This window comes from Streptomyces sp. P9(2023) (assembly GCF_032436795.1).
Taxonomy (GTDB): domain Bacteria; phylum Actinomycetota; class Actinomycetes; order Streptomycetales; family Streptomycetaceae; genus Streptomyces.
In genome coordinates, this window is record NZ_JAUPWM010000054.1 from 12,951 (window position 1) to 36,154 (window position 23,204).

Annotated in this window: 15 protein-coding genes, 2 tRNA genes, 2 pseudogenes and 1 riboswitch; of the genes and pseudogenes, 7 read left to right on the top strand and 12 right to left on the bottom strand. The window is 73.6% G+C overall.

Features of this window, described 5'->3' with window-relative positions:
* Positions 1-24: 24 nt before the first annotated feature.
* Positions 25-2,157, bottom strand: coding sequence for an asparagine synthase-related protein (locus tag Q5762_RS35045; RefSeq protein WP_315896362.1), 2,133 nt, complete (start codon positions 2,155-2,157; stop codon positions 25-27).
* A 903-nt stretch (positions 2,158-3,060) separates the two neighbouring features.
* On the opposite strand from Q5762_RS35045, the gene Q5762_RS35050 reads away from it, so the two are divergent.
* The 4 genes from Q5762_RS35050 (at position 3,061) to Q5762_RS35065 (ending at position 8,118) form a co-directional block, all read left to right on the top strand.
* Complete coding sequence (locus Q5762_RS35050; protein WP_315896363.1) at positions 3,061-4,512, top strand: MFS transporter; 1,452 nt, start codon at positions 3,061-3,063, stop codon at positions 4,510-4,512.
* Between the two features lie 198 nt (positions 4,513-4,710).
* Positions 4,711-5,907, top strand: coding sequence for an L-2-hydroxyglutarate oxidase (gene lhgO / locus Q5762_RS35055; protein ID WP_399495408.1), 1,197 nt, complete (start codon positions 4,711-4,713; stop codon positions 5,905-5,907).
* A 43-nt stretch (positions 5,908-5,950) separates the two neighbouring features.
* On the top strand, positions 5,951-6,733 hold the full coding sequence (gene trmB / locus Q5762_RS35060) for a tRNA (guanosine(46)-N7)-methyltransferase TrmB (RefSeq protein WP_315896365.1): 783 nt from the start codon (positions 5,951-5,953) through the stop codon (positions 6,731-6,733).
* 68 nt (positions 6,734-6,801) lie between these two features.
* Entirely contained in the window at positions 6,802-8,118 is a 1,317-nt protein-coding gene (locus Q5762_RS35065; protein WP_315896366.1) for a PrsW family intramembrane metalloprotease, read from the top strand.
* Positions 8,119-8,130: 12 nt separating this feature from the next.
* On the opposite strand, the gene Q5762_RS35070 is transcribed toward Q5762_RS35065, so the two are convergent.
* The 6 genes and pseudogenes from Q5762_RS35070 to Q5762_RS35095 all read right to left on the bottom strand — a co-directional run bounded on the left by Q5762_RS35070 (position 8,131) and on the right by Q5762_RS35095 (position 12,982).
* Complete coding sequence (locus Q5762_RS35070; protein WP_315896367.1) at positions 8,131-9,087, bottom strand: aldo/keto reductase; 957 nt, start codon at positions 9,085-9,087, stop codon at positions 8,131-8,133.
* Between the two features lie 105 nt (positions 9,088-9,192).
* Positions 9,193-10,299, bottom strand: coding sequence for a M23 family metallopeptidase (locus Q5762_RS35075; RefSeq protein WP_315896368.1), 1,107 nt, complete (start codon positions 10,297-10,299; stop codon positions 9,193-9,195).
* A gap of 11 nt (positions 10,300-10,310) precedes the next feature.
* A riboswitch (cyclic di-AMP (ydaO/yuaA leader) is annotated at positions 10,311-10,458 on the bottom strand.
* Between the two features lie 236 nt (positions 10,459-10,694).
* Complete coding sequence (locus Q5762_RS35080; RefSeq protein ID WP_399495418.1) at positions 10,695-11,897, bottom strand: PP2C family protein-serine/threonine phosphatase; 1,203 nt, start codon at positions 11,895-11,897, stop codon at positions 10,695-10,697.
* 231 nt (positions 11,898-12,128) lie between these two features.
* Positions 12,129-12,284: pseudogene (locus Q5762_RS35085) on the bottom strand (TipAS antibiotic-recognition domain-containing protein); the annotation flags it as partial.
* Between the two features lie 83 nt (positions 12,285-12,367).
* Positions 12,368-12,441: transfer RNA gene (locus Q5762_RS35090), tRNA-Met, on the bottom strand.
* 61 nt (positions 12,442-12,502) lie between these two features.
* Complete coding sequence (locus tag Q5762_RS35095) at positions 12,503-12,982, bottom strand: rhodanese-like domain-containing protein (RefSeq protein WP_315896369.1); 480 nt, start codon at positions 12,980-12,982, stop codon at positions 12,503-12,505.
* Positions 12,983-13,208: 226 nt separating this feature from the next.
* On the opposite strand from Q5762_RS35095, the gene sigJ reads away from it, so the two are divergent.
* Both sigJ and Q5762_RS35105 read left to right on the top strand, forming a co-directional pair.
* Positions 13,209-14,090 carry an RNA polymerase sigma factor SigJ gene (sigJ, locus tag Q5762_RS35100; protein ID WP_315896370.1) on the top strand — a complete coding sequence of 294 codons (882 nt, stop codon included), beginning with the start codon at positions 13,209-13,211 and terminating at the stop codon, positions 14,088-14,090.
* 39 nt (positions 14,091-14,129) lie between these two features.
* Entirely contained in the window at positions 14,130-14,834 is a 705-nt protein-coding gene (locus tag Q5762_RS35105) for a class I SAM-dependent methyltransferase (protein WP_399495410.1), read from the top strand.
* On the opposite strand, the gene Q5762_RS35110 is transcribed toward Q5762_RS35105, so the two are convergent.
* Positions 14,831-17,740, bottom strand: a complete 2,910-nt coding sequence (locus Q5762_RS35110; protein ID WP_315896371.1) for a LuxR C-terminal-related transcriptional regulator — start codon at positions 17,738-17,740, stop codon at positions 14,831-14,833. The two genes, Q5762_RS35105 and Q5762_RS35110, sit on opposite strands and share 4 nt — an antisense overlap.
* A gap of 97 nt (positions 17,741-17,837) precedes the next feature.
* On the opposite strand from Q5762_RS35110, the gene Q5762_RS35115 reads away from it, so the two are divergent.
* On the top strand, positions 17,838-18,311 hold the full coding sequence (locus tag Q5762_RS35115; protein ID WP_315896372.1) for a pyridoxamine 5'-phosphate oxidase family protein: 474 nt from the start codon (positions 17,838-17,840) through the stop codon (positions 18,309-18,311).
* Between the two features lie 3 nt (positions 18,312-18,314).
* Here Q5762_RS35115 and Q5762_RS35120 read toward each other — a convergent pair whose 3' ends face one another.
* The 4 genes and pseudogenes from Q5762_RS35120 to Q5762_RS35135 form a co-directional block, all read right to left on the bottom strand.
* Positions 18,315-19,733, bottom strand: coding sequence for a condensation domain-containing protein (locus Q5762_RS35120; protein ID WP_315896373.1), 1,419 nt, complete (start codon positions 19,731-19,733; stop codon positions 18,315-18,317).
* Between the two features lie 244 nt (positions 19,734-19,977).
* Positions 19,978-20,050: transfer RNA gene (locus Q5762_RS35125), tRNA-Lys, on the bottom strand.
* A gap of 162 nt (positions 20,051-20,212) precedes the next feature.
* On the bottom strand, positions 20,213-22,408 hold the full coding sequence (locus tag Q5762_RS35130; RefSeq protein ID WP_315896374.1) for a VCBS repeat-containing protein: 2,196 nt from the start codon (positions 22,406-22,408) through the stop codon (positions 20,213-20,215).
* A gap of 290 nt (positions 22,409-22,698) precedes the next feature.
* A pseudogene (locus Q5762_RS35135) lies at positions 22,699-23,204 on the bottom strand (RNA helicase); the annotation flags it as partial.

The following is a 23,204-nucleotide window of genomic DNA, read 5'->3' on the forward strand; positions in this document are numbered from 1 at the left end:
CCACCCCCGGCACCGCCGCCCCCCTCACGCCGGCAGGGACCTCCTCGTCGCCGGTACCAGCGGGCCTACCACCGCCGTGCGTTGGCGGGGGGCCGCTGTGCCTGTCCAGCAGGTGCCTCGGCGGGCGAGGAGGCGGTGCAGCCAGAGTTCGGTGGAGACCAGGTCGGCGATGCCGTCCAGGGGGATCGGGTCGCCGTCGGCCGCCGCGTGGAGGGCCTTGCGGACCACGCGGGCCTCGATCAGGCCCGCGTCGGCGAGGAGCGGGGCGTCGAAGAGGGCCAGCAGGTCGGGGAGGGCCGCGCGGAGGCCCGCGCGGACGGCCGACGCCGGGACCGCCGGGTTCGGCGCGCCCCAGCCCGGCGGGAGGCCGTGGACGCCCGCGCCCGCGAGGACCGTGCGCAGGACGGACGCCCGGGCGCCCGGCTGGACCCGGAGCGATTCGGGGAGGTCGCGGGAGGCCCGTACCACCTGGTTGTCCAGGAACGGCGCGTGCAGCCGCTGGCCGCGGATCTCGGCCGCCTGTTCCAGGACCCGGTGGTCGGCCGCCGCGCGGGCGAGCGCCGCACGCGCGCGTGCCTCGCCCGGCCGCTGCACCGACGTCGGCAGCGTCGCCGCGCGGGTCAGGCGAACCGATACTTCAGCGAGCGCCTCCCCCGTCAGCCACCGCGCCGCAGGCCCCGGCCGCGACCAGGTCAGGGCGGAGAGCGACGCCTCCACGGGACCGAAGGCGCCCGGCCCCGGCCGGTTCGCGTCGAGCAGCTGCGTCGCCGCCGCCTCCAGGCCGGACCGGTACGGGGTACGGGCGAGCCGGCGCGCCGCCCGGTACACCGTCAGCGGGACCAGCAGCGAACCCGCCGACGGGCCCGTCGCCTTCGCCAGTGCAGTCACCGGACGCAGCAGCGGCCTGCGCCGGCGGTCCATCAGCAGGTCGGCCAGGCGCGCCGGGTGCGCGTCCAGGACCTGACGGGCCCCCAGGCCCGTGAAGTGGTCCGCGCTGCCGCCCGCGAGCCGCCGCCGGTGCCGGTCGGCGACGACCAGCGAAGGGCCGGGCTCGTCGGTCAGCGGCCCCTCCAGCTCCGCGTACGGCAGCGCCTCCGCGCCCGCCGCCACGACCACGTGGTGCAGCCGCGGGTTGGCCGCGATCGTCCGGGCCCGCTCCAGTTCGTCCTCCCGGTCGGAACCTCCCTGCGCCGTGAGGTCGTTGAACGTGACGGCGAGCAGCCGTTCCCCCGCACCCGTGCCGTGGCCGAGGACCGTTCCCGGCACCCCCGGCAAGCCCGCCGCAAGCAGCGCGAGCGTGCCGGACGCGCTGCCGCCGGACAGATCCGCCCCGATCCCGGGCGCCGGGCCGCCGCCCCGGGCCGCCCGCCGGTCGGCGGGCCCCATGCCGGGCACCGGCCCCGGGTCCGGAAGGGGTGACTCCGGTGCGTGCCGGGGGGCGGTGAGCCGGGCCCGTACGGCATCGATCAGTGCGTCCCGTACGCCCTCCACCGCCCGCCGCGGCTCGACCTCGGCCGCCGCGACGGCGAGCGAGGCCACCGCTTCGTACCCGGTGATCTCGCGCGAGCCCTCCCGCAGGATCAGCGCGTGGCCGGGCGGAACCCGCCGCACCCCTTCGTACGGTGTGGAGTCGCGCAGCGCCTCCGGGGTCTCGGGGCAGGCGAGCAGCGCGGCCAGGTGCCCGATGTCGAGCTGGGCCTCGACGAGGTCGGCGAGGGGCAGGGCGGCCGTCGCGTACGCCGTGCCGCCCGCCCACGGGGTGTGGAACACCGGCCGCGCGCCCGCCAGATCACCGGTCACGGTGACACGACGGCCGACCTGGACGACCGCCGTGTAGCTGCCCGCCCAGGCGGTGAGATGGCGCAGCGCGCCCCCGCGCGCGGTGAGCAGCCCGACCCGCAGCTCCTCGTCGCTCGCGGCACAACAGCCCAGGACGGCAAGGCGGGTGTGCGCGTCGATGCTGATCACGCGGACCTCGTCGGGGCGCCAGTCGCCGACCGCCCACAGCGGGTCGGGGTCACCCCACAGCAGCTGCGCGCCGACCGGCTGCAGCGTGCGTCCCTCGGACGCCGGGTCCGCCACGGCACCGGCCGTACCGGCCCTGCCCGTAGGGGCGAAGCTCGCGGCGGCACTGCTCCAGCCCACCAGCCATCGCATCGGCGCCTCCACGTCGGTTCATTGGAGGAACATGCTGCCACGACAAGAGCGCGCGGAGGGGGCTCCGGGGTCGCGCACGCGAATGCGAATGCGCCCCTGGCATGGGCCAGTTGGTCCCGATTCGACGACCGTCGGCATTCGGCCAATCTCGGGGCCGCGGATCCGGGACTGAGCCGGGACGGAGCCGGGGGAGAGTGGGGGGAGTGCGGGGGGAGTGCGGGGGCGGAGCCCGGTGTGGACCCGGCGCTTACCCCTACAAGGCCCCAAGGACGGACCCACGGGCGGACCCCAGCGCGCGCACCGGCGCGGGCCCAGGGCGGACGCGGCCGGGACGCGGCGCGAACCCCGCACGGACCCGGCACGTACCCGGCGCCGCCCCGGCGCCGCCCCGGCGCCGCCCCGGCGCCACGGGCCGTCGGCAGTCCGGGAGGCGCTGTCCGCCTCCCGGAGCCGTCCGCCGCCCGCGGGGAGCGGGGCGACGGTATCCCCCAGCCCACCGGTTCACCGCCGATGGGCCGACCCACGCAGCACTCATGGAAGCGCCCGCCCGCCGACCGGACGAGAGCGCACGGCCAGGCGCACGGCCACACACCCGGAGCACGCGCCCCGGGGCGCCCCGCGAGCGCCCCGGAGGCTCTCCGGGCGATCTCCGGGGGCTCTCCGGGGGGATCCCCAAGGGCTCCCCCATGGCGCTCCAACGGCTCCCCAAGCACGCCGTCCGGCGCCGGGACCGCCGACGCCGCTACGCCAACTGTCGGCCATCCGTCTGTTCCCACAACAATCCCGCCATACGGAACTCCGCCCCTTAACGGTCGGGATGCGGCGAACTACGCTGTGTTTACGAATGCCGCACGCCTATGCCCGGCGTCGTGGCGGCCGTCTGGGTGGTCGAGGGGTGGCGTCATGTCCAGGGAGCAACGCGGGCCGAACGAAAAGCTCGGCACGGTTCTCGCCCTCGCGGGAATCAGCAACGCCGGCCTCGCCCGGCGCGTCAACGACCTCGGCGCGCAGCGCGGGCTGACGCTTCGTTACGACAAGACGTCGGTGGCCCGCTGGGTGTCGAAGGGCATGGTGCCCCAGGGCGCGGCCCCGCATCTGATCGCGGCCGCGATCGGCCAGAAGCTGGGCCGTCCCGTGCCGCTGCACGAGATCGGGCTCGCGGACGCCGACCCGGCGCCCGAAGTGGGCCTCGCGTTCCCGCGCGACGTGGGCGAGGCGGTCCGTTCGGCCACCGAGCTCTACCGGCTCGACCTCGCCGGCCGCCGGGCCGGTGGCGGCGGGATCTGGCAGTCACTGGCCGGTTCCTTCGCGGTGAGCGCGTACGCGACGCCCGCCTCCCGGTGGCTGATAACGCCCGCCGACTCCTCCGTCGAGCGCCTGGTCGAGCCCGCGGAGGCGGCCCCGGTGGCGGCCGACGGGCCCGAATCCGGCCTCCACGCGCGCGTGGGGCACAGCGACGTCTCCAAACTCCGGGAGGCCGCCGAGGACGCGCGCCGCTGGGACTCCAAGTACGGCGGCGGCGACTGGCGCTCCTCGATGGTTCCGGAGTGCTTACGCGTCGACGCCGCGCCGCTGCTGCTCGGCTCGTACTCGGACGAGGTCGGCCGCGCGCTCTTCGGCGCGACGGCCGAGCTGACCCGCCTCGCCGGCTGGATGGCGTTCGACACCGGCCAGCAGGAAGCCGCCCAGCGCTACTACATCCAGGCGCTGCGCCTCGCCCGCGCCGCCGCCGACGTGCCCCTGGGCGGCTACGTCCTCGCCTCCATGTCCCTCCAGGCAACCTACCGGGGCTTCGCCGACGAGGGCGTGGACCTCGCCCAGGCCGCCCTGGAGCGCAACCGCGGGCTCGCCACCGCCCGCACCATGTCCTTCTTCCGGCTCGTCGAGGCCCGCGCGCACGCGAAGGCCAACGACGGCACGGCCGCCGCGGCGGCGCTCAAGGCGGCCGAGGGCTGGCTGGAGCGCTCGCGGGAGGGCGACGCCGACCCGTCGTGGCTGGGCTTCTACTCGTACGACCGGTTCTGCGCGGACGCCGCCGAGTGCTACCGGGACCTGAAGGCGCCCCGCCAGGTGCGGCGCTTCACGGAGCAGGCGCTGTCCCGGCCGACGGAGGAGTTCGTCCGCTCGCACGGGCTGCGGCTCGTGGTGTCGGCGGTCGCGGAGCTGGAGTCGGGCAACCTGGACGCGGCCTGCGCGGCGGGCACGCGCGCGGTGGAGGTGGCCGGCCGGATCTCGTCCGCCCGCACCACCGAGTACGTACGGGACCTGCTGCACCGGCTCGAACCGTACGGGGACGAACCGAGGGTCATGGAACTACGGGAGCGGGCCCGCCCTCTGCTGATGACCCCGGCGTGATCCGGGGGCCGGAGGGCCGGCGGCACCGAGTGCCGGGGTGACCCCGAAGTGACCCTGGAGTGGCCCGGGAGCGACCTCGGCGTGAGCCGGGGACGAGCACATGATGATCTCGGGGACATCCCGGGGTGACGCGTGTCCCAGTGGGTTTAGCCGTTCTGTCAGTGGGCCAGTGCACTATCGGGGTGGGAGGTGATGCAGGTGTCATCGCACGACGTCGACTGCGACGTGATCGTGATCGGCGGCGGAATCGTCGGTCTGTCGACGGCGTACGCCCTGACGCGTGCCGCGCCCGGCACTCGCGTCACGGTCCTGGAGAAGGAGCACGGCCCGGGCCGCCACCAGACCGGACGGAACAGCGGGGTGATCCACAGCGGGATCTACTACCGCCCCGGCTCCCTCAAGGCACGGTTCGCCGTCCGGGGCGCGGCCGAGATGGTCAAGTTCTGCGCCGAGTACGGGCTGCCCCACGAGGTCACCGGAAAACTGATCGTCGCGACCCACCGCGACGAGCTGCCGCGGCTGCACGCGCTCGTGCAGCGCGGCCGGGAGAACGGCATCCCGGTGCGGGAGCTGGGCCCCGCGCAGATCGCCGCGTACGAACCGAACGTGCGGGGCCTCGCCGCGATCCATGTCGGCACGACCGGGATCTGCGACTACGGAGCGGTGGCGGCGCAGCTCGCCGAGGCGTCCGGGGCACGGATCCGGTACGGCTCCGAGGTCACCGCCGTCGACCGCCGGCCCTGGGGTGTCGCGGTCCGTACGGCGGGCGGGGCGGTGGTGCGGGGGCGGGTCCTCGTGAACTGCGCGGGGCTGCACTGCGACCGGGTGGCGCGGCTTGCCGGGGACGATCCGGGGATGCGGATCGTGCCCTTCCGGGGCGAGTACTACGAGCTGGCCGATCCGTCGCTGATCCGGGGCCTGGTCTATCCCGTCCCGGACCCGGCCTTCCCCTTCCTCGGGGTCCATCTGACCCGGGGCGTCGACGGCGGCGTGCACGTGGGGCCGAACGCGGTGCCGGCGCTGGCGCGGGAGGGGTACGACTGGTCGGTCGTCCGGCCCGGCGAGCTGGCGGGGACGCTGGCGTGGCCGGGGTCGTGGCAGATCGCCCGGGAGCACTGGCGGTACGGCGCGGGTGAGCTGCGGCGGTCGCTGTCGAAGCGGGCGTTCACGGAGGCGGTGCGGCGGCTGCTGCCGTCGGTGGAGGAAACGGATCTGCGGCGGGCGGCGGCGGGGGTCCGGGCGCAGGCGGTGCTGCGGGACGGGACGCTGGTGGACGACTTCCTGATCCGCGAGGCGGCGCGGACGGTCCACGTCCTGAACGCGCCTTCGCCTGCGGCGACGGCGTCCCTGCCGATCGGCCGCGAGGTGGCCCGCAGGGCCCTGGCGTTCTTGTGACCATACGGCCCGCCACGGCGGGCACCGTAGAATTGGGCTCATTGTGTCTGAGATCCGTGAAACCGTCGCCCCTGTCGAGCCGCCCGTCTTCCAGCGCGGCAGTCAGCGGTTCGCCGCTGGGGAAGGGCCTTTGCCCGATCCTGCCGGGTCGCATCACGAGCGGCGGATCCGTAGCTTCCAGCCGCGTCGTAGCCGCGTCACCACCGGGCAGGCCGAGGCGATGCTCAAGCGGTGGCCCGACTGGGGTCTCGACATCGACGGCAAGCGCGTCCTCGACCTGAACGAGATGTTCGGCGGGCTGCCCGTCGTCCTGGAGATCGGCTTCGGCATGGGCGAGGCCACCGCCCAGATGGCCACCGCCGACCCCGGCACCGGCATCCTCGCCGTGGACGTCCACACCCCCGGCCAGGGCAACCTGCTCGGTCTCGCCGACCGGGGCGGTCTGGAGAACGTCCGGGTCGCCAACGGCGACGCGATCATCCTGCTCCGCGAGATGCTCCGCCCCGACGCCCTGGACGGCTGCCGCGTCTACTTCCCGGACCCCTGGCCGAAGAAGCGCCACCACAAGCGGCGCCTGATCCAGCCCGAGTTCCTCACCCTGCTCGCGACCCGGATGAAGCCCGGCGCCGTCCTGCACTGCGCCACCGACTGGGAGGAGTACGCCGAGCAGATGCTCGATGTCCTCTCCGCCCACCCCGACTTCGCGAACACCCGGCCCGACGGCGGCTACGCGCCCCGCCCGGACTTCCGCCCCCTCACCCGCTTCGAGGGGCAGGGCCTGAACAAGGGCCATCTCGTGCACGACCTGCTTTTCCACAGGAAGTAACCGCAGGAAGTAGCGGAAAGCGGAGAACACCCTCGCAGGTGTCAGTACTCCTCGTTAGGGTCGCTCACGTGTCGAACAGCGCCCCCGTCCCCACCCGGGACACCGAGGAGCCGGCCTTCCCGGCCGTTCCGGACCGCGCCCAGTGGCGCTACAGGCCTCGTCGCGCCTTCTGGCGCAGCAAGGTGGTCCGGGCCGTCGCCGTGATCACCGTGCTCGCGCTCTGCGCGCTGGTGATCCTCGCGATCGTGCGGGAGCAGACCGGCACCGAGGGATTCCTCGTCGGCCTCGGGCTCGCCGTCCTGCCCGTCCCGCTGCTGCTCGCCGCGTTCCGCTGGCTGGACCGGGTCGAACCGGGCCCGTGGAAGAACCTGATCTTCGCCTTCGCCTGGGGCGCCTGCGCCGCCACGCTCGTCGCGATCCTCGCCAACTCCTTCGCGGTCCGCTGGATCGCGACCGCCACCGCCGACCCCGCCTCCGCCGAGTCCCTCGGCGCCACGGTCGTCGCCCCGGTCGTCGAGGAGAGCGCCAAGGGGGCCGCCATCCTGCTGATCTTCCTCTTCCGCAGACGGCACTTCACCGGTCTCGTCGACGGCGTCGTCGTCGCCGGCTTCACCGCCACCGGCTTCGCCTTCACCGAGAACATCCTCTATCTCGGCAACGCCTTCGGCGAGGACCAGGACCTCGGCTCCGGCGGCCTCGGCTCCATGACCGCCGGCACCTTCTTCGTACGGATCGTGATGTCGCCGTTCGCGCATCCGCTCTTCACCGTCTTCACCGGCCTCGGCTTCGCCTTCGCCGCCCTCGCCACCTCGCGCCGGAAGTTCCTGCGGGTGCGCCGGGTCCTGCTGCCGCTCGCCGGACTGCTCCTCGCCATGCTCATGCACGCCCTGTGGAACGGCTCCGCGACCCTCCTCGGGCCGCTGGGCTTCATCCTGGTCTACGGCATGTTCATGGTGCCCGCCTTCGGCCTGCTGACCTGGCTCGCGATATGGAGCAGGCAGCGCGAACTGCGCACGATATCCGGCCAGCTCCCGGCGTACGCGGCGGCCGGCTGGCTCTCGCCCGCCGAGCCGCTCGCGCTCTCCTCGATGCGGGCGCGCTCCATGGCCCGCGACTTCGCCCGCCGTACGTACGGCCCGCCGGCCGCCACCGCGGTCGGCGAGTACGAGGCGTTCGCGACGACGCTCGCCTTCCTGCGCCACCGCGCCCAGCGCGGCGCGCCGGACCCCGACTTCACGGCCCGCGAGCAGGAGCTGCTGCACCACCTCTGGCAGCGCAAGCCGGTCGCCTCCCCCGCCCTCACATACGCCGCGCGGGCGACCGGCCGGGTCTGGGCGCCGCCGCAGTACCTCGACTACGGCGGCTACAACCCGTACCAGAGTTGACCCCCGTACCCCCTACGCCTCCGACGCCTCCGACGCCTTCGTCAGAAGGTCCACCTCCGACGGCGTCAGCCGCAGGTCCGCCACCGCCATCAGGGCCGGCAGCTGTTCGACCGTACGGGCCGAGGCGATCGGCGCCGTGACCGTCGGCCGGGAGGCGAGCCAGGCCAGGGCGACGGTGGCGACCTCCGCCTCGTGCGCCTCGGCCACGGTGTCGAGCGCGGCGAGGATCCGGCGGCCCCGCTCGGTCTCGGCGTGCTCGGCGGCGCCCTCGGCGCGGACGCTGTCGACGGTCTTCCCGGGGCGGTACTTGCCCGTGAGGAAGCCGGACGCCAGCGCGAAGTACGGGAGGGCGGCGAGCCCGGCCCGCTCGGTGGTGGCCAGGAGCTCGCCCTCGTACGTGTCGCGCGAGAGCAGGTTGTAGTGCGGCTGCAGGGCGACGTAGCGGGCGAGGCCCTCGGTCTCGGCGAAGTCGAGGGAGGCCTGGAGCCGCTCGGGCGAGATGTTGGAGGCGGCGACGGCCCGCACCTTGCCGTCCTTCACCAGCTGGTCGAGCGCGGTGACGATCTCCTCGACGGGGACGGCCGGGTCGTCGAAGTGCGAGTAGTACAGGTCGATGTAGTCGGTGCCGAGGCGGCGCAGCGACTCCTCGACGGCGGCCTTGATCGTGGTCGCGGCGAGCCCCTTGTACCGGGGGTGGGCGCCGACCTTCGTGGCGACGACGACCTCGGAGCGGTTGCCGCGGCCGGCGAGCCACTTGCCGATCAGCGTCTCGGACTCGCCGCCCTGATTGCCCTCGGCCCAGGCGGAGTACATGTCGGCGGTGTCGACGAAGTTGCCGCCGGCGGCGGTGTAGGCGTCGAGGACGGCGAACGTCTGTGCCTGGTCGGCGGACCAGCCGAAGACGTTGCCGCCCAGCGCGAGCGGGAAGACGTGCAGGTCCGAGCTGCCCAGCGGGCGGAGAGAGGTCATGGGACGGTCAACGACCGTCCCATGACGGGGTATTCCGGCAGCCCCGACGTCGGGGGGGTGCCGCCAGGACTGCCGGAGTCGGGAGGCGTGGGAGGCACCCTCGCGTCAGACCGAGATGCCCTTGTTCGCCAGCCAGGCCGCCGGGTCCAGGCCCGAGCCGCCCGGGGTGTGGATCTCCAGGTGCAGGTGCGGGCCGGTCACGTTGCCGGTCGCGCCCACGCGGCCGATGGTGTCGCCGGTGCCCACGGACTGGCCGGCGCTCACCGTCATCGAGGACAGGTGCGCGTACCAGACCTCCGTACCGTCCTCCAGCTCCAGGACGATCCGGTAGCCGTACGAGCCGGACCAGCCCGCCGACTTGATCGTGCCGCCGTTCACCGCCTTGACCGGCGTGCCGGTGGGCGCCGCGAAGTCGAGGCCGGTGTGCTGGCCGGAGGACCACATGGAGCCGGACTGGCCGTACGTGGAGGTGAGGGTGTACGAGGACGTGGGCAGCGAGTAGCTCGCGGCGAGCTTCGCCAGACGCTCCGCCTCGGCCTTCGCCGCCGCTTCCTCCTCGGCCTTCTTCTTCGCCGCGGCCGCTTCCTTCTCGGCCTTCTCGGCCTGGACCGCGGCCTCGGCGGCGGCCTTCTCGGCGGCCGCCTTCTCCGCCGCGGCCTTCTCGGCGGCGTCGGCGTTGGCCTGCTGCTGCTCGGCCTGCTGGAGGATGCGGGCGCGCAGCGCCTCGCCGGCGTCGGCCGTCGCGGCGGAGGCGGTGCTCTCGGTCCCCGCGGTCTTTCCGGCGCTCTCGGCCGGCAGGGCGAGGGTGGCGGTGAGCGGCTGCGGGTTGTTCGTCCCGGAGCCCGAACCGTCCGTGCCCTCAGCACCGTCGGAGAGGAACTCGCCGACGCCGGGCAGCTCGGAGGCGTCCGGCAGGTTGAGGTCGGGGAGCGATATCGAGACCGGGGGCTTGTCCTTGGCGGTCGCCATGCCGCCCGCGCCGACGGCCGCGATGACACCGACGCCGAGGACGGTGGAGGAGCGGGCGAAGCCGGAGCGCTGCTTCACGACACGGTGGCGGCCACCCGAACGGGCCTGCTGGCGCAGGGAGTCCTCGGTGGGGTTCCACTCCCCCCACGTGGTCGCGTCGTCGTCCGTCCCGGCGGCGCCACGAGCGCCGAACGCGTTGAACCTGTCTGAAAGACCTTCAGGGGCAGGGCTGTTGGACGCCACGGAGGCGTACTCCTTTCCTTCCTTCTCGCCTACCGGGTTAGCTGACGGGTTCGGAGCAGGAAGGTCTCCTACGGACGGTGTCGTACGAGTACGACGGTGTCCGATTCACCCCAAGTAGTGGTTCCCCGGTTCCCTTTCAGGATTCGGCGCGTGCGCACGGTGCCGTCTCTTACGACGGCTGGGACGACCGCGCTGCGTTATCGAACGTTAATAGACGCGAGGGCCGGATTCCAAGCTGTTCCTGTTGATCATCCGCGAGATTGAGCTGGTACAGACCGATTTGATCCTGCTTCAGTCCAGACTTTCACAGGGAACCGGGAACTGACGGTGCATCAATTGTTATCGCAGCGGTACCTCTCCACTACGGATGGTCACAGTGACTGTCACCGCGTCGGTCAGGGCACCACGGGCATCGTCCGGCGCCGGTCCGGCTGGCCCTCTGCGGGCCGGCTCACCGCGAGCAGCGCCATGTCGTCGGTGGCCCCGCCGCCCGTGTACCGGCGGACGTCGTCGACGAGCGCGTCGAGCAGCTCCTCCGGCCCCGGGAAGATCCGCCCGGCGAGCCGCTCGGCCGGTTCGTAGAAGTCCCCCGCCGCGTCCCGCGCCTCGGAGAGGCCGTCGGTGTAGAGGAGGAGCGTGGCGCCCGGCGGGTACGGGGCCTCGTCGGCCCGGTCCGGCCAGGCGGCCAGCTCGCCCATGCCCAGCGGCAGCGCGGGCTCGGTCGGCTCCAGGAGCGCCAGGCCCCCGTCCGCGTACAGCAGCAGCGGTTCGGGGTGGCCGCGATTGACGATCCGTACCCGCCCGTCGCCGCGCGGGATCTCGGCCAGGACGGCGGTGGTGAAGCCCTCGAAGGCGTCGAGGCCGGAGCGGCGCGTGCCCTCCCGGGCCAGCGCCCGTTCGAGCCGCTGCGCTACGCCCTCCAGACTCGACTCCTGCTCGGCCGCCTCCCGGAAGGCGCCGATCACGACCGCGACCGCCTCGACCGCGTCCAGCCCCTTGCCGCGCACGTCACCGACCACCAGCCGTACCCCGTAGGGGGTGTCCTGGACGGCGAACAGGTCACCGCCGATGAACGCGTCCGCCTGCGCGGCCTCGTACCGGGCCGCGACCTGGAGCCCGCCGATCCGCTCGGCGGGCGTCGGCAGCACGGCCTTCTGCGCGGTCTCCGCGATCACCCGCGCCGACGCGAGCCGTTCGCCGCTGCGGCGCACGACCCGGTTGATGAGCAGGGCGAGGGCGGAGACGGTGACGACGGTCAGGGTCCCGGTGAGGGCGGGGACGTCGGTGGCGGTGTCGTTGTAGAGGTGCAGCCCGACGCTGGCGAGGACCGCGGCGATGCAGGTGACCAGCGTCGTCAGCATCGAGAAGAAGGGCGCGGCGATGAGCGGCGCGGCCGAGAACATCGGGGAGGCCGTGTACGAGGCGGGGGTGGACAGGTCGAAGACGACTCCGCCGAGGATCACCAGCGGCGGCAGCGCCCGGATGAACCGGCGGGCCCGCTCGGCCCGCCCGCCGCGCGGCGCCCGGCCCCCGCCCGCCGGCCGGTCGAGCCCGTTCGCCTGCGGGCCGCCGCGGCCGTTCGCCGGACCGCCGCCCAGTCCGTAGACCCACCCGTTCCTCTGCCCGTTCGCCCGCCCGTTCCCCCGGCCGTTCCCGTTGCCCTTCCCCCGGCCCTGCCCCTGGCCCACCTGTGCTCTCCTGCCCGGTCCGTACACGGCACGGCGACGGACGGTACCGCGCCCTCCCCAGGGTGGCGGGAGCCGCGCCGCGCTGCGACCCCCGCTCGGCCATGTGGGGGACAAGGACCGCCGCCTCCGTGACAGGTTCCGCTACAGGTTCCGCTCCGCGTAGACCTTCATCGCGTCCCGGACGAGAAGGGCGGTGCCCTCGCCGTGCTGGTCGTAGTTGACGGTGAAGCGCGGGTCGTCGACGTACATCCGGCCGAGGCCGGTCACGTACTCCTTCGTCGGCTTCGTCGTCATCGACCGCGTAAAGGTCAAAACCACGGAGTCACACACGACGAAGGCCCGGATCCAGTGACTGGATCCGGGCCTTCGTTGCTACTGAGTAGCGGGGACAGGATTTGAACCTGCGACCTCTGGGTTATGAGCCCAGCGAGCTACCGAGCTGCTCCACCCCGCGTCGGTGAATATGACCTTACGGCATGGCGAGCAGATCCCCTAATCGCATGACCCCCGCGGCCTCAGCAGCCGCAGTCCTCGGAGTCGACCGGGGCGGTCAGCGGGTCGGCGTCCTTCTTCGCCGGGCCCTCCCACGTCTCGTACGCGAAGCCCTCGCGGACCCAGTACTCGAAGCCGCCGAGCATCTCCTTCACCTGGAAGCCCAGCTGCGCCAGGGCGAGCGCGGCGCGGGTGCCGCCGTTGCAGCCGGGGCCCCAGCAGTACGTGACCACGGGGACGGACTTGTCGAGCAGCTGCTCGGCCTGCTCGGCGATGAGCGCGGTCGGCAGGTGGAGTGCGCCGGGGACGTGGCCCTGGTCCCAGGACGCGGTGGAGCGGGAGTCGATGACCACGAAGCCGGGGTCGCCGTCGGCGGCGAGGGCGCCGGCGACGTCGGAGACGTCGGCGTGGAAGGCGAGGCTGGCGGAGAAGTAGGCCGCGGCGGCCTGCGGAGAGGCGGGCGGGGTACGAAGTACGGCGTTGACCTGCGCGGTTGTCGTCATGCATGAAAATCTACGGGCGAAGATCGTTTCGCTGAAGTGGCAAATCCCGGGGGTTCGTCGGATCGGCCGGGGAAATCCGGGCGTGCGGCGGGGGACGGCAGGGGATCTCACGCAGCGGACGTCCGGGGGGACGTTCGAGGGACTTCGGCGTCACGTTTCGCGGGCGCCGTACGTCATGCCGATGACGGCATGACGGTATCTACGTTCTACGAGGGGACGAGCACCGATGGACTCGGACGACAAGGACCTGCTGGCCGCGCGCTTCCAGGCCGACCGCACGCACCTCAAGGCGGTCGCCTACCGGATGCTCGGCTCGCTGAGCGAGGCCGAGGACGCCGTCCAGGAGGCGTGGTTCAAGCTCAGCCGGTCCGACCTGAGCGACATACGGAACATGAGCGGCTGGCTGACCACCGTCGTCGGCCGCGTCTGCCTGGACATGCTGCGCTCGCGCGCCTCGCGCCGCGAGGACCCGCTGGAGTACTACGTCCCCGATCCGCTGGTCCGCGACGCGGACCGCACGACCGACCCCGAGGAGGAGGCGCTGCTCACCGACTCGGTCGGGCTCGCGCTGCTCGTGGTCCTGGAGACGCTGGGGCCGGCCGAGCGGCTCGCCTTCGTGCTGCACGACATGTTCGCGGTGTCCTTCGACGAGATCGCCCCGATCGTGGACCGCACCCCGGCCGCGACGCGCCAGCTCGCCAGCCGGGCCCGCCGCCGTGTCCAGGGCGCGGCGCCGGGCCCGGCGCCGGACGTCAGCCGTCAGCGCGAGGTGGTCGACGCGTTCATGGCGGCCTCGCAGGGCGGTGACTTCGAGGGCCTGCTCGCGGTGCTCGACCCGGACGTGCTGCTGCGGGCGGACGGCGGCAAGGTGCTCGCCGCGGCCTCGAAGCTGGTGCGCGGCGCCGAGGCGGTCATCAACCAGGCGCTCACCTACGCGCCGTACCGCCGCTCGTACAAGGACGTGCTGGTCAACGGCGCGCCGGGCATCGTCTCGTACGCGGACGGCGGCCGCGTGTCCGGTCTGATGGCCTTCACGATCGAGGGCGACCGCATCACGCAGATCGCCATCATCGCGGACCCGGACCGGCTGGCGGCGCTGGGCCTCTGAGCCGTACGCGAGCCAAGCTCGGGTCGTACTGTCGGAGCCATGACGACGAGCGATGGGGGCATGCCCGACGCGGGGCTCGGGGCGGGGCTCGGAGCGGGGCTCGGGGCTGAGCAGCGGCGCCACTGGCAGTCCACGTACGCGACCCATCCGGGGATGTACGGCTCCGAGCCCTCCGAGCCGGCCCGTCACGCCGCCGCGCTCTTCGGGCGGCGTGGCGCGCGGGACGTCCTCGAACTCGGCGCCGGGCACGGCCGTGACGCCCTCCACTTCGCCCACGAGGGCTTCACGGTCCTGGCCACCGACTTCAGCGGGACCGGGCTCGCCCAGCTCCGCGAGGCGGCCCGGGCGGAGGGGGTCGCGGACCGGGTGACCACCGCGGTCCAGGACGTACGGGAGCCGCTGGCGGCGGCCGACGGCTCGGCCGACGCGGTCTTCGCGCACATGCTGTTGTGCATGGCGCTGTCCACGGCGGAGATCCACGCGCTGGTCGGCGAGGTCCGGCGAGTCCTGCGGCCGGGCGGTGTCTTCGTCTACACCGTCCGGCACACCGGCGACGCGCACTACGGCACGGGCGTGGCGCACGGGGACGACATCCACGAACACGGCGGGTTCGCCGTCCACTTCTTCTCGCGCGCGCTCGTCGACGCGCTCGCGGAGGGCTGGACCCTCGACGAGGTGCACGCCTTCGAGGAGGGCGAACTGCCGCGCCGGCTCTGGCGCGTCACCCAGACGTCCGCCGCCTAGCTCGCGGGCGCGAGGCCGGGACCGAGACCGAGGCCGGCGAGCGCGGCCGAACCGGTGGCGGCGTGCGGGCCTCCGGCGAGGAGCAGGGTGCGGGCCGCCTGGTAGGGGCAGCCGGCCGCATCGAACGCCTTGGCCGCGGCGAGCAGACGCGGGACGACGTCACCGGCGTCACCGGCGTCACGGGCGTCACGGGCGTCACGGGCGAGCAGCGCCTCCGCCCGGTCGAGTTGGGCGGTGGCGACCGGATTGCCGGCGAGGGTCGTGCGGTCGACGGTCGTACGGGCGAGGGTCGTACGGGCGGCGGCGATCCGGGCGCGGGCGTCCGGGTGCCCGGCGAGTACCGAGGCCTCGGCCCTGAGGGTCACGTACCAGTGCAGCCAGATCCAGGAGACCCACTTCCACACCTGACCCGGCTCGGGTGCCACCCGTTCGAGTGCCGCGTCCGGGTCGCCCTGGTGCAGCAGGACGAGGGCGTCGAGGACCGCGCCGTAACCGTGCCGGTACTCGGCGTCCGTACCCGCCCGGTCTGCGATCACCAGCCACTCCGCCCGGGCCTCGTGGTCCCCGCGCAGCCCGTGGACCAGGGCGACCGACGCGGCGGCCGGGCCGAGGGAGAAGGACCGGCGGCGGCCGCTCTGCTCCCACGCGTCGAGGAACCGCGTCCCGGCGGCGACCACCTCGTCGCCGTGGCCGGCGAACGCGTCCGCGACCAGGAGCCAGGACATGGCGTGGTGGCCGACCTCGGCCAGGAGCGGATGGTCGGCGAGCTGCCCGCCCCAGCGGCGGGCGGCCGGCAGGTCACCCACACCGAGGGCGGTGCCGGCGGCCATGGCGAGGGCGTCCATGAGTTCATGCGTACGGGCGGGGGTGCCGTGGCCGGAACCGGACGTCAGGATGTCGATACGGCGCCGGGCGGCAGCGGCGGCGGCGAACGAGTCACCGGCCCAGGACTGGGCACCGGACAGCGCGTCGAGGGCGGCGGACTCCCCGACCGGGTCGCCCGCGCGGCGGGCCAGCGCGACGGCCCGCTCGGCGAGCGCGACCGTCTCCACCGCCGTGTTCTCGCTGTCCCCCTGGACCGCGCCGAACGCGTCCGCGACCACGGCCGCCTCGGCGAGCGCGACGGCGGCCTCGGCGGCCGCGTCGTCACCGGCCGACGCGCGCGCGGCGGCGAGCAGGCCGGTCACCTCGTCCACGGCCGGAACCCGCGCGAACTCGCTGGAGAAGCGGTACGCGACGGTGGCGGCGGCCGCCAGGTCACGGCCGGCACCGGGGTCGTCCCCGGCCCGGCGGGCGGCCTCGGCGGCGGCGCGGTGCAGCCGGAACATGTCGTCGCCGAGCCTGCGACACCCGGCGACGGCGGCGGCCTGCCGGAGGGCACCGGATGCGGGCCGGGCGCCCGGCCCGTCACCGCTCGCGAGCGCCGCGGCCTGTTCGTACCGCTCCTGTGCCTCGCCGAGCAGATGCCGGGTGAAGGCCGACTCGGCCAGGGACAGGGCGAGTCGGTGGGCGTCCTCGCGCAGTTCCGGCCGGGCGGCGGCCCAGGCCAGGGCGGACCGGAGGTCGTCCGCCACGGCGTCGAACCGGGCGCGCCAGTCGGCGCCTTCACCGCCCGGCCCCGCCAACTCCGTTGCCGTGGCGAAGCACCAGCCCACATGCCGCTTGCGTACGGCCGTCAGCTCGTCGGCAGCGGCAGCGGCGAGCCGCTCCGCACCGTACTGGCGGATGGTCTCCAGGGCCCGGTACCGCGTACCGGTCCCGGACGGTGTCACCGTCAGCAGGCTCTGCTCGGCGAGCCGTCCAAGACCATCCGCGACGGCGTACGGATCGAGCGGACCGAACCCGGCGACCTCCCCCGCCGCCTCCGCCGTGAACGGCACGACGAACACCGACACGCGGCGCAGCAGCGCCCGGTCCGCCGGGGCGAGCAGGTCGTGGCTCCAGTCGAGGACCGCCCGTACCGACCGGTGCCGGTCCTGTGCGCGGGATCCGCCGGCGAGGATACGGAGCTGGTCGGCGAGGCCCGCCAGGAGGCCGTCGAGGCCGAGCGTGGGCATCCGGGCCGCCGCGAGCTCGATCGCGAGGGCCATGCCGTCGAGCCGTTCGCAGAGGGCCACGATCCGGTCGTGCACCGCCGGATCCGCGAACGCGCCGGCCGCGTCGACGGCCCCCGCCCGGTCCAGGAAGAGCGCCACCGCGTCGGAATCGCCGTCTCCGGCGCGCGACAACGGCGGTACGGGAAAGACCCGTTCGAAGGGGACCATCAGCCGGGCGCGGCTCGTGACGAGCACCCGTACGCGCGGGCAGGCCGTCAACAGCCGTTCCAGGAACGGCGCCACCCCGTCGCGTATCTGCTCGCAGTTGTCCAGGACGAGCAGCGCCTCACGGTCCGCCAGGGCGGCGAGCAGCGCGTCGTCGATGCCGCGGCCGGGTTGCTCGCCCACCCCCATGGCGGCGGCGACCGCGGCCCCCACCCGCTCGGGATCGGTGACCGGCACCAGGTCGACGAACCACACGCCGTCGGCGAAGTCGGCGGCGGTCTCCGCCGCGACCGCCAGCGCGAGCCGCGTCTTGCCCACTCCGCCGGGGCCGACGGCGGTCACCTGCCGGTGCGTCCGGACCGCCGCGGCCAACTCCGCGCGCTCCCGCGCCCGGCCGATGAAGGCGGTCAGGGGTGCGGGGAGGGCGGGCGCGGAGCGGGACTCGCGGGAACGGGCGTCCCCGGCCGCGCGCCGGGAGAGCGCACGCCGGTCCGGTACCTCCAACTTGCGCAGCAGCGAGGAGACATGCGACTCGACGGTGCGTACGGAGATGAACAACCGGGCGGCGATCTCCGCGTTGCTGAGGTGCTCGCCGAGCAGCGCGAGGACGTCGGCCTCGCGGGCCGAGATCACAGGAGTGGACACCGAGCCATTATCCGTGGACGTTCCGTGGTCGGCACGGAAGCGGCGACACCGCGCACAGAAGGATGCTGAACACCCACCGACAACAGGAGGAACGACCATGACCGCCACCCAGGGAAAGACGAGCGCCGCGCCCCGCTCCCGCGCCGAGCGCCGCCGCGACACCGAGCACCGGCTCGCCCACGACGTGGACATCTGGGTGGCCAGCGCCTCGGCCGACGGCGTCCCGTACCTGGTGCCGCTCTCCTTCGACTGGGACGGCGAGGCCGTGCTCGCGGCCACCCTCGCGGACAACCCGACCGGCCGGAACCTGACCGCCACCGGGGCCGCACGCCTCGCCCTCGGCTCCACCCGCGACGTCACCATGATCGACGGCGATGTCGAGGTCCTGGCGATGGACGCGCTCCCCCGCGACCACGCCGACCGCTTCACCGCCCGCACCGGCTTCGACCCCCGCGAGGAATCCACCCGGTACCGCTGGTTCCGCATCACCCCGCGCCGCGTCCAGGCCTGGCGCGAGGCGAACGAGATCACCGCCCGCGACCTGATGCGCAACGGCCAGTGGCTGGCGTGACGATCAGACGGGCGGGACCGGGTCGCGTTCCGCGCGGGTCACCGAGAGGACGAGATCCCGCAGCCGCTCGACGTACAACCGCATGTTCTTGTGCGCCACGGCGGTGTCCGGGTGGCGGGCGGCGAACCAGACGCCCTCGTGAAGCCGGTTGAACCAGATGCCGACCTTGTCGCCGTACGACACCCGGCCCAGTCCGTACGCCTTCCACTCGACCCAGCGTTCCGACCCGGGGATCCCCCGGGCGTCCAGGAACGAGACGGCCGCGTGCAGGTCGAGCGAGGTCGGGCGGAGGTCCGGGCCGAGCAGGTCGAGCACCCGGGCGAGGGGGACGCGGGCCAGTGGCCGGTTCGCCCGCAGGGCGCGGCGCACGGCCGCCAGGGCGCCGGGGAAGTCGGCCGCCACCGGGATCTCGATCGGTACACCGCCGACGTACCAGCCCACGGAGTCCGACCACCGGGACTTCACGCGGGTGTGGAACGGTACGACCGTGCGGTACACGGGTTCGCCGCCGATCTCGTGGACGACGAGGCTGGTGGCGGCGAGAAAGCCCACGAGGCTTCCGCCGTACGGCCGGCAGTAGGACTCGAACGCGGCGGCGGTGTCCGCGTCCACGAGCATCTCGTTCATGAGCAGCTGCGCGGGCATCGCGCCGCCGGGCCCGCCCGGATCGTCCAGGCCGAGGTCGACGGGGAGGTTCGGCATCGTGCCGTCGCAGCGGCGGATGAACTCCCGCCAGCGGGAGACGACATCGTGGTGGCCGTCGATCCGGTCCGCGTCGGCCCGTTCGACCTCGCAGAAGTCGACGTAACTGCTGACCGGCGCCCGCTCCACGGCACGGCCGTCGACGGCCGCCGCGTAGAGCTCGTGGATCTCTGCGGGGATGAGCTGGAGGGAGTGGCCGTCGACGTTGCTGTGGTCGAACGCCATGTACACGCTCGTGCAGTCGTCCCGCACGACGGCCGCGTAGAGGAGGTTCGGCCAGTTGAGCGCGTACGTCGCGGTGTCGATACGGTCCTGGAGATACCGGGCCAGGTCCGACGCGACGGGGAAGTCGCCGACCACCTCCCGGCGCAGGCACACCTCATCGGCGGCGAGTGTGAACCGGCGCGTCCTGCCGCCGTCGCAGCGGAAGCCGCTGCGCAAGGTCTCGTGCCGGAGCGTCCAGGTGTGCAGGGCGTCCTGGAGCGCGTCGAGATCGACCGGGCCGCCCGGGAGGTCGAACGCCGTGGCGAGCCAGGTCGGGAGGTACAACCCGGCCTCGCGCACGGACCGTACGGTCCTGATGTGCGACTCCTGGATGTACGCGGGCGGCCGGACGTCCTCCGGCAGCCCGGTCGCCACGGCCACGGTCTCCGGACTGAGCGTGAACTCGACGAGTTGCCCGGGCCGGACCTCGCAACGCTCGATGTCGGTCATTCGCACAGGCGTATCCGTTCGCAGAGGGCAGGTCCACCCAGCGAACTGCCACGCGCACGCCCAGGTATCGCCACCGGACCAGGTGACCCACCGCCTCGGCCGGCTTTCAGCAATACGGGGGCCTTGTCGAACACCGATGGCACGACACGGACCCGGCGGTTCGCCGCCGAACGACGAAGCGCCCCGACCGGACGAAACCGGTCGGGGCGCTCCCCGGCGGGTCGGAGGGTTTCCCCTCCCCCGCCACCTGTAGGCCATGTCGGACTCGAACCGACAACCAACGGATTAAAAGTCCGCTGCTCTGCCAATTGAGCTAATGGCCCTCGGCACAACACACCCGAGCATAGCCGTTTCGCTCCCCGGAACCGATCGGGTATCCGCCACGGCCCCGTGGCCCCGCCCGCGCCGTTCACGTCGCCCGAGGACGTCAGGAGGCCCGTACGGCGAGCTTCCACCGTACGGGCCCCCGAACTACACGTCACACGTCACGACAGCGTCTTGTACATCTGCCAGCCGCCGCCGATCTTCACGCGGCCCGCGAACGTGCCCGCGCCGGTGCCGTTGTAGCGGTACAGCGCGCCGGTCGTGTCGCGGCCGACCAGGTCCGCCTTGCCGTCGCCGGTGATGTCACCGACGGCCGCGAGCGTGTTGTACGTCTGCCAGCCGGGGCCGATCTTCACCCGGGTCGCGAACGTGCCCTTGCCGGTGCCGTTGTACCGCCACAGCACACCGGCCGTGTCCCGGGCGAGCAGGTCGCCGGCCTTGTCGCCGTTCAGGTCGCCGACGCCGACGATCGTGTCGAACGTCTGCCAGCCGGCACCGATCTTCACGCGGCCCTTGAACTTGCCCGCGCCGTCGTCGGCGTACATCCACAGCTCACCAGCCGGCGTACGCGCCAGCAGGTCCGTGCGGCCGTCGCCGGTCAGGTCGCCCGGCGCGGTCAGCGCGTCGTACACCTGCCAGCCCGAACCGATCGTCAGCTTCGGCGCGTTCGGCGCGAAGGCCGTCCCGCAGCCGCCGTCGTGGCGGGTCAGCACGCCCGCCGCGCTCCGTACGAGCACGTCGTCGCAGCGGTCGCCCGAGAGGTCCCCGAACGGAACGACCGTCGACGTCGCCGGCCAACCGGTCGCCGAGGCCCCGGTCCCGAGCCCGCCGGTCCCACTGCCCGTCCGCACGGTCAGCGCACCGGCCGACGTGAGCCCGAGGAGGTCGCCCTTGCCGTCACCGCTGAAGTCCCGCCAGGCGGGCAGCGGCTTGGCGGGCGCGGGCGCGGTGGTGGCCGCGCGCAGCTGGGTGATGAAGCGGCCGGTGGACTGCTGCCATACGGCGACGGGCCGGTTGGCGCCGTCGACGGTGACCAGGCCGAGGGCGTAGCCGGTGGGGTTGGTGGAGAGCGGCGTCGGGGCCGCGGACCAGGCACCGTCGACCCGCGAGGAGGTCATCAGCTTCCGGTTCGTGTCGCCCTGGGTCCAGACGGCGTGGACGCTGCCGTCGGGGCCGGTCGTCAGATCGAACTGGTCGTCAGGGACGTAGCCGGTCGAGATCGTCTTGATGGCCGACCAGGTGCCGGTGGCGGCGGACCGGGTGGTGGTCCGGGCGCTGTAACCGGTGCCGTCGATGTAGGCCGCCCCGAGCAGGGTGACGTCACCCTCCGGGCCGACGGCCATCTTGCGCCAGGTGCCCCCGTCGAACCCGTTGGCCGGCTCCTGGGCACCCCAGGTCAGGCTTCCGGGCCCGCGCCGGGAGATGACCTCGGTCTGCGTCTGGCCTTCGGGGCTGCCCGACGTGGCCCAGAGCAGTACGGCGTGGCCACCCCGGCCGAGCGCCAGCTTGGGGTTGTGGGCGTACTGCCCGGGCGCGGAGACGGTGGCCGGCTTGGACCACACGCCGTCGGCCGTACGGTCGACCACCTGGATCACGCTGCTGGTGGGGCCCGCCGTCACGAAGGACACGGTCGCCGTGCCCTCCGCGGTGTAGACGATCTCCGGCTCGGAGGAGAGCCCCGCTCCCGCCGCCGGCTCGTCGAGCCGGACCGGCTCCGACCAAGCCTGACCGGGCGCGGTACGGACCGACGAGCGCAGCTCCGCCTTGCCGTCCTCGACCTGCGTCCACATCGCGACGAGCGTTCCGGACGGGGAACCGACGATCTTCCCGCCGTGCAGAACGCCCGGGGAGGTCGCGACGTCGACCGGTGCGGACCACGTGGTGGCACCGGCCGGGAGCACGGACATCCGGAACGCCGCGCCCGGCTTCTCGTCCTCAGGCGACGTGTCGTTCGGGAACTCGGTCCAGCCCGCCGTGACGGAGCCGTCGGCCGAGACGGTCAGTTGAGCGCCGCCGCGAGCGCTGGGCGTCTTGACGAGGACGTGGGGCGCGCCCCAGGTGGTGCTGCCCGCCGCGCGCACGGCCACCACGTATTCGAGCGTGCTGTAGTCCGCGGGCGTCCGGTACCAGAGGGCGACGACCGCCCCGTCCTTGGCCGTCTTGACGTCGACGAGGCCGTGGATGGCGGTGCCGTCGGTCAGCGGCACGGACGCCGACCACGGGTCGAGCGACGCGGCGGCAGCGGCGGCCCCGGCCGGCGCGGCGGTGGCCGGCGCGGCCAGCGGGCCGATGCCGGCGAGCAGGGTCGCGGCGGTGACGGCCGCGATGGAATGGCGTAGAAGAGCGCTACGAGGCACTCGGGTCCTCCCCTGAGGCATGAATGAAGAGGCACGGGGAAGACAGCGGTGCTTGTGCTGAACTGCTGCTGCTGAGCAGAGTCGGTTCACGGCCCCCCGGCCGCACCGCCCCCCATGCGAATGCGCTGATGCTAACAGCGGCCCCACACCCTCCCTCGTACTGAATTTCGAACCCGTTCAAGAGTTCAGGCGGAGTTCGAACAAGCAGGGCCGTACACAAGCAGGGCCCGTACAGCACTCGCGTGCCGTACGGGCCCTGCTCAGGGTGTTACGAAGGGTGTGACGAAAGGTCAGCCGTTGCGCTTCCAGCGCGGCTTCTCGTCGCGGCGGCCGCCGAAGGAGGAGCCACCCGTCGAGCCGGTGCCGCGGTGGTCGCCGCCACGGTGGTCGTCACGACGGCCGTACGGACGGTCGCCGCCCGAGCGGAAGCCGCCGCCCGCGGGGCGGTCGTCGCGACGGTCGCGGTTGAACGGACGGTCGCTGCCACGGTGGCCGCCGGTCGGGCGGTCGTCGCGGCGGAAGCCGCCACCACGGTTGTCGTCACGACGGTCGTTGTCCCGGCGGAAGCCGCCACCCGACGGACGGTCGTCGCGGTTGAAGCCGCCCGACGGACGGTCGTCGCGGCGGAAGCCGCCACCACGGTTGTCGCCACCACGGTCGTCGCGGCGGAAGCCACCGGACGGACGGTCGTTGTCACGGCGCTCGAAGGAACGGCCGCCACGGTCGTCGCGGTTGAAGCCGCCCGACGGACGGTCGTCGCGGCGGAAGCCGCCACCACGGTTGTCGCCACCACGGT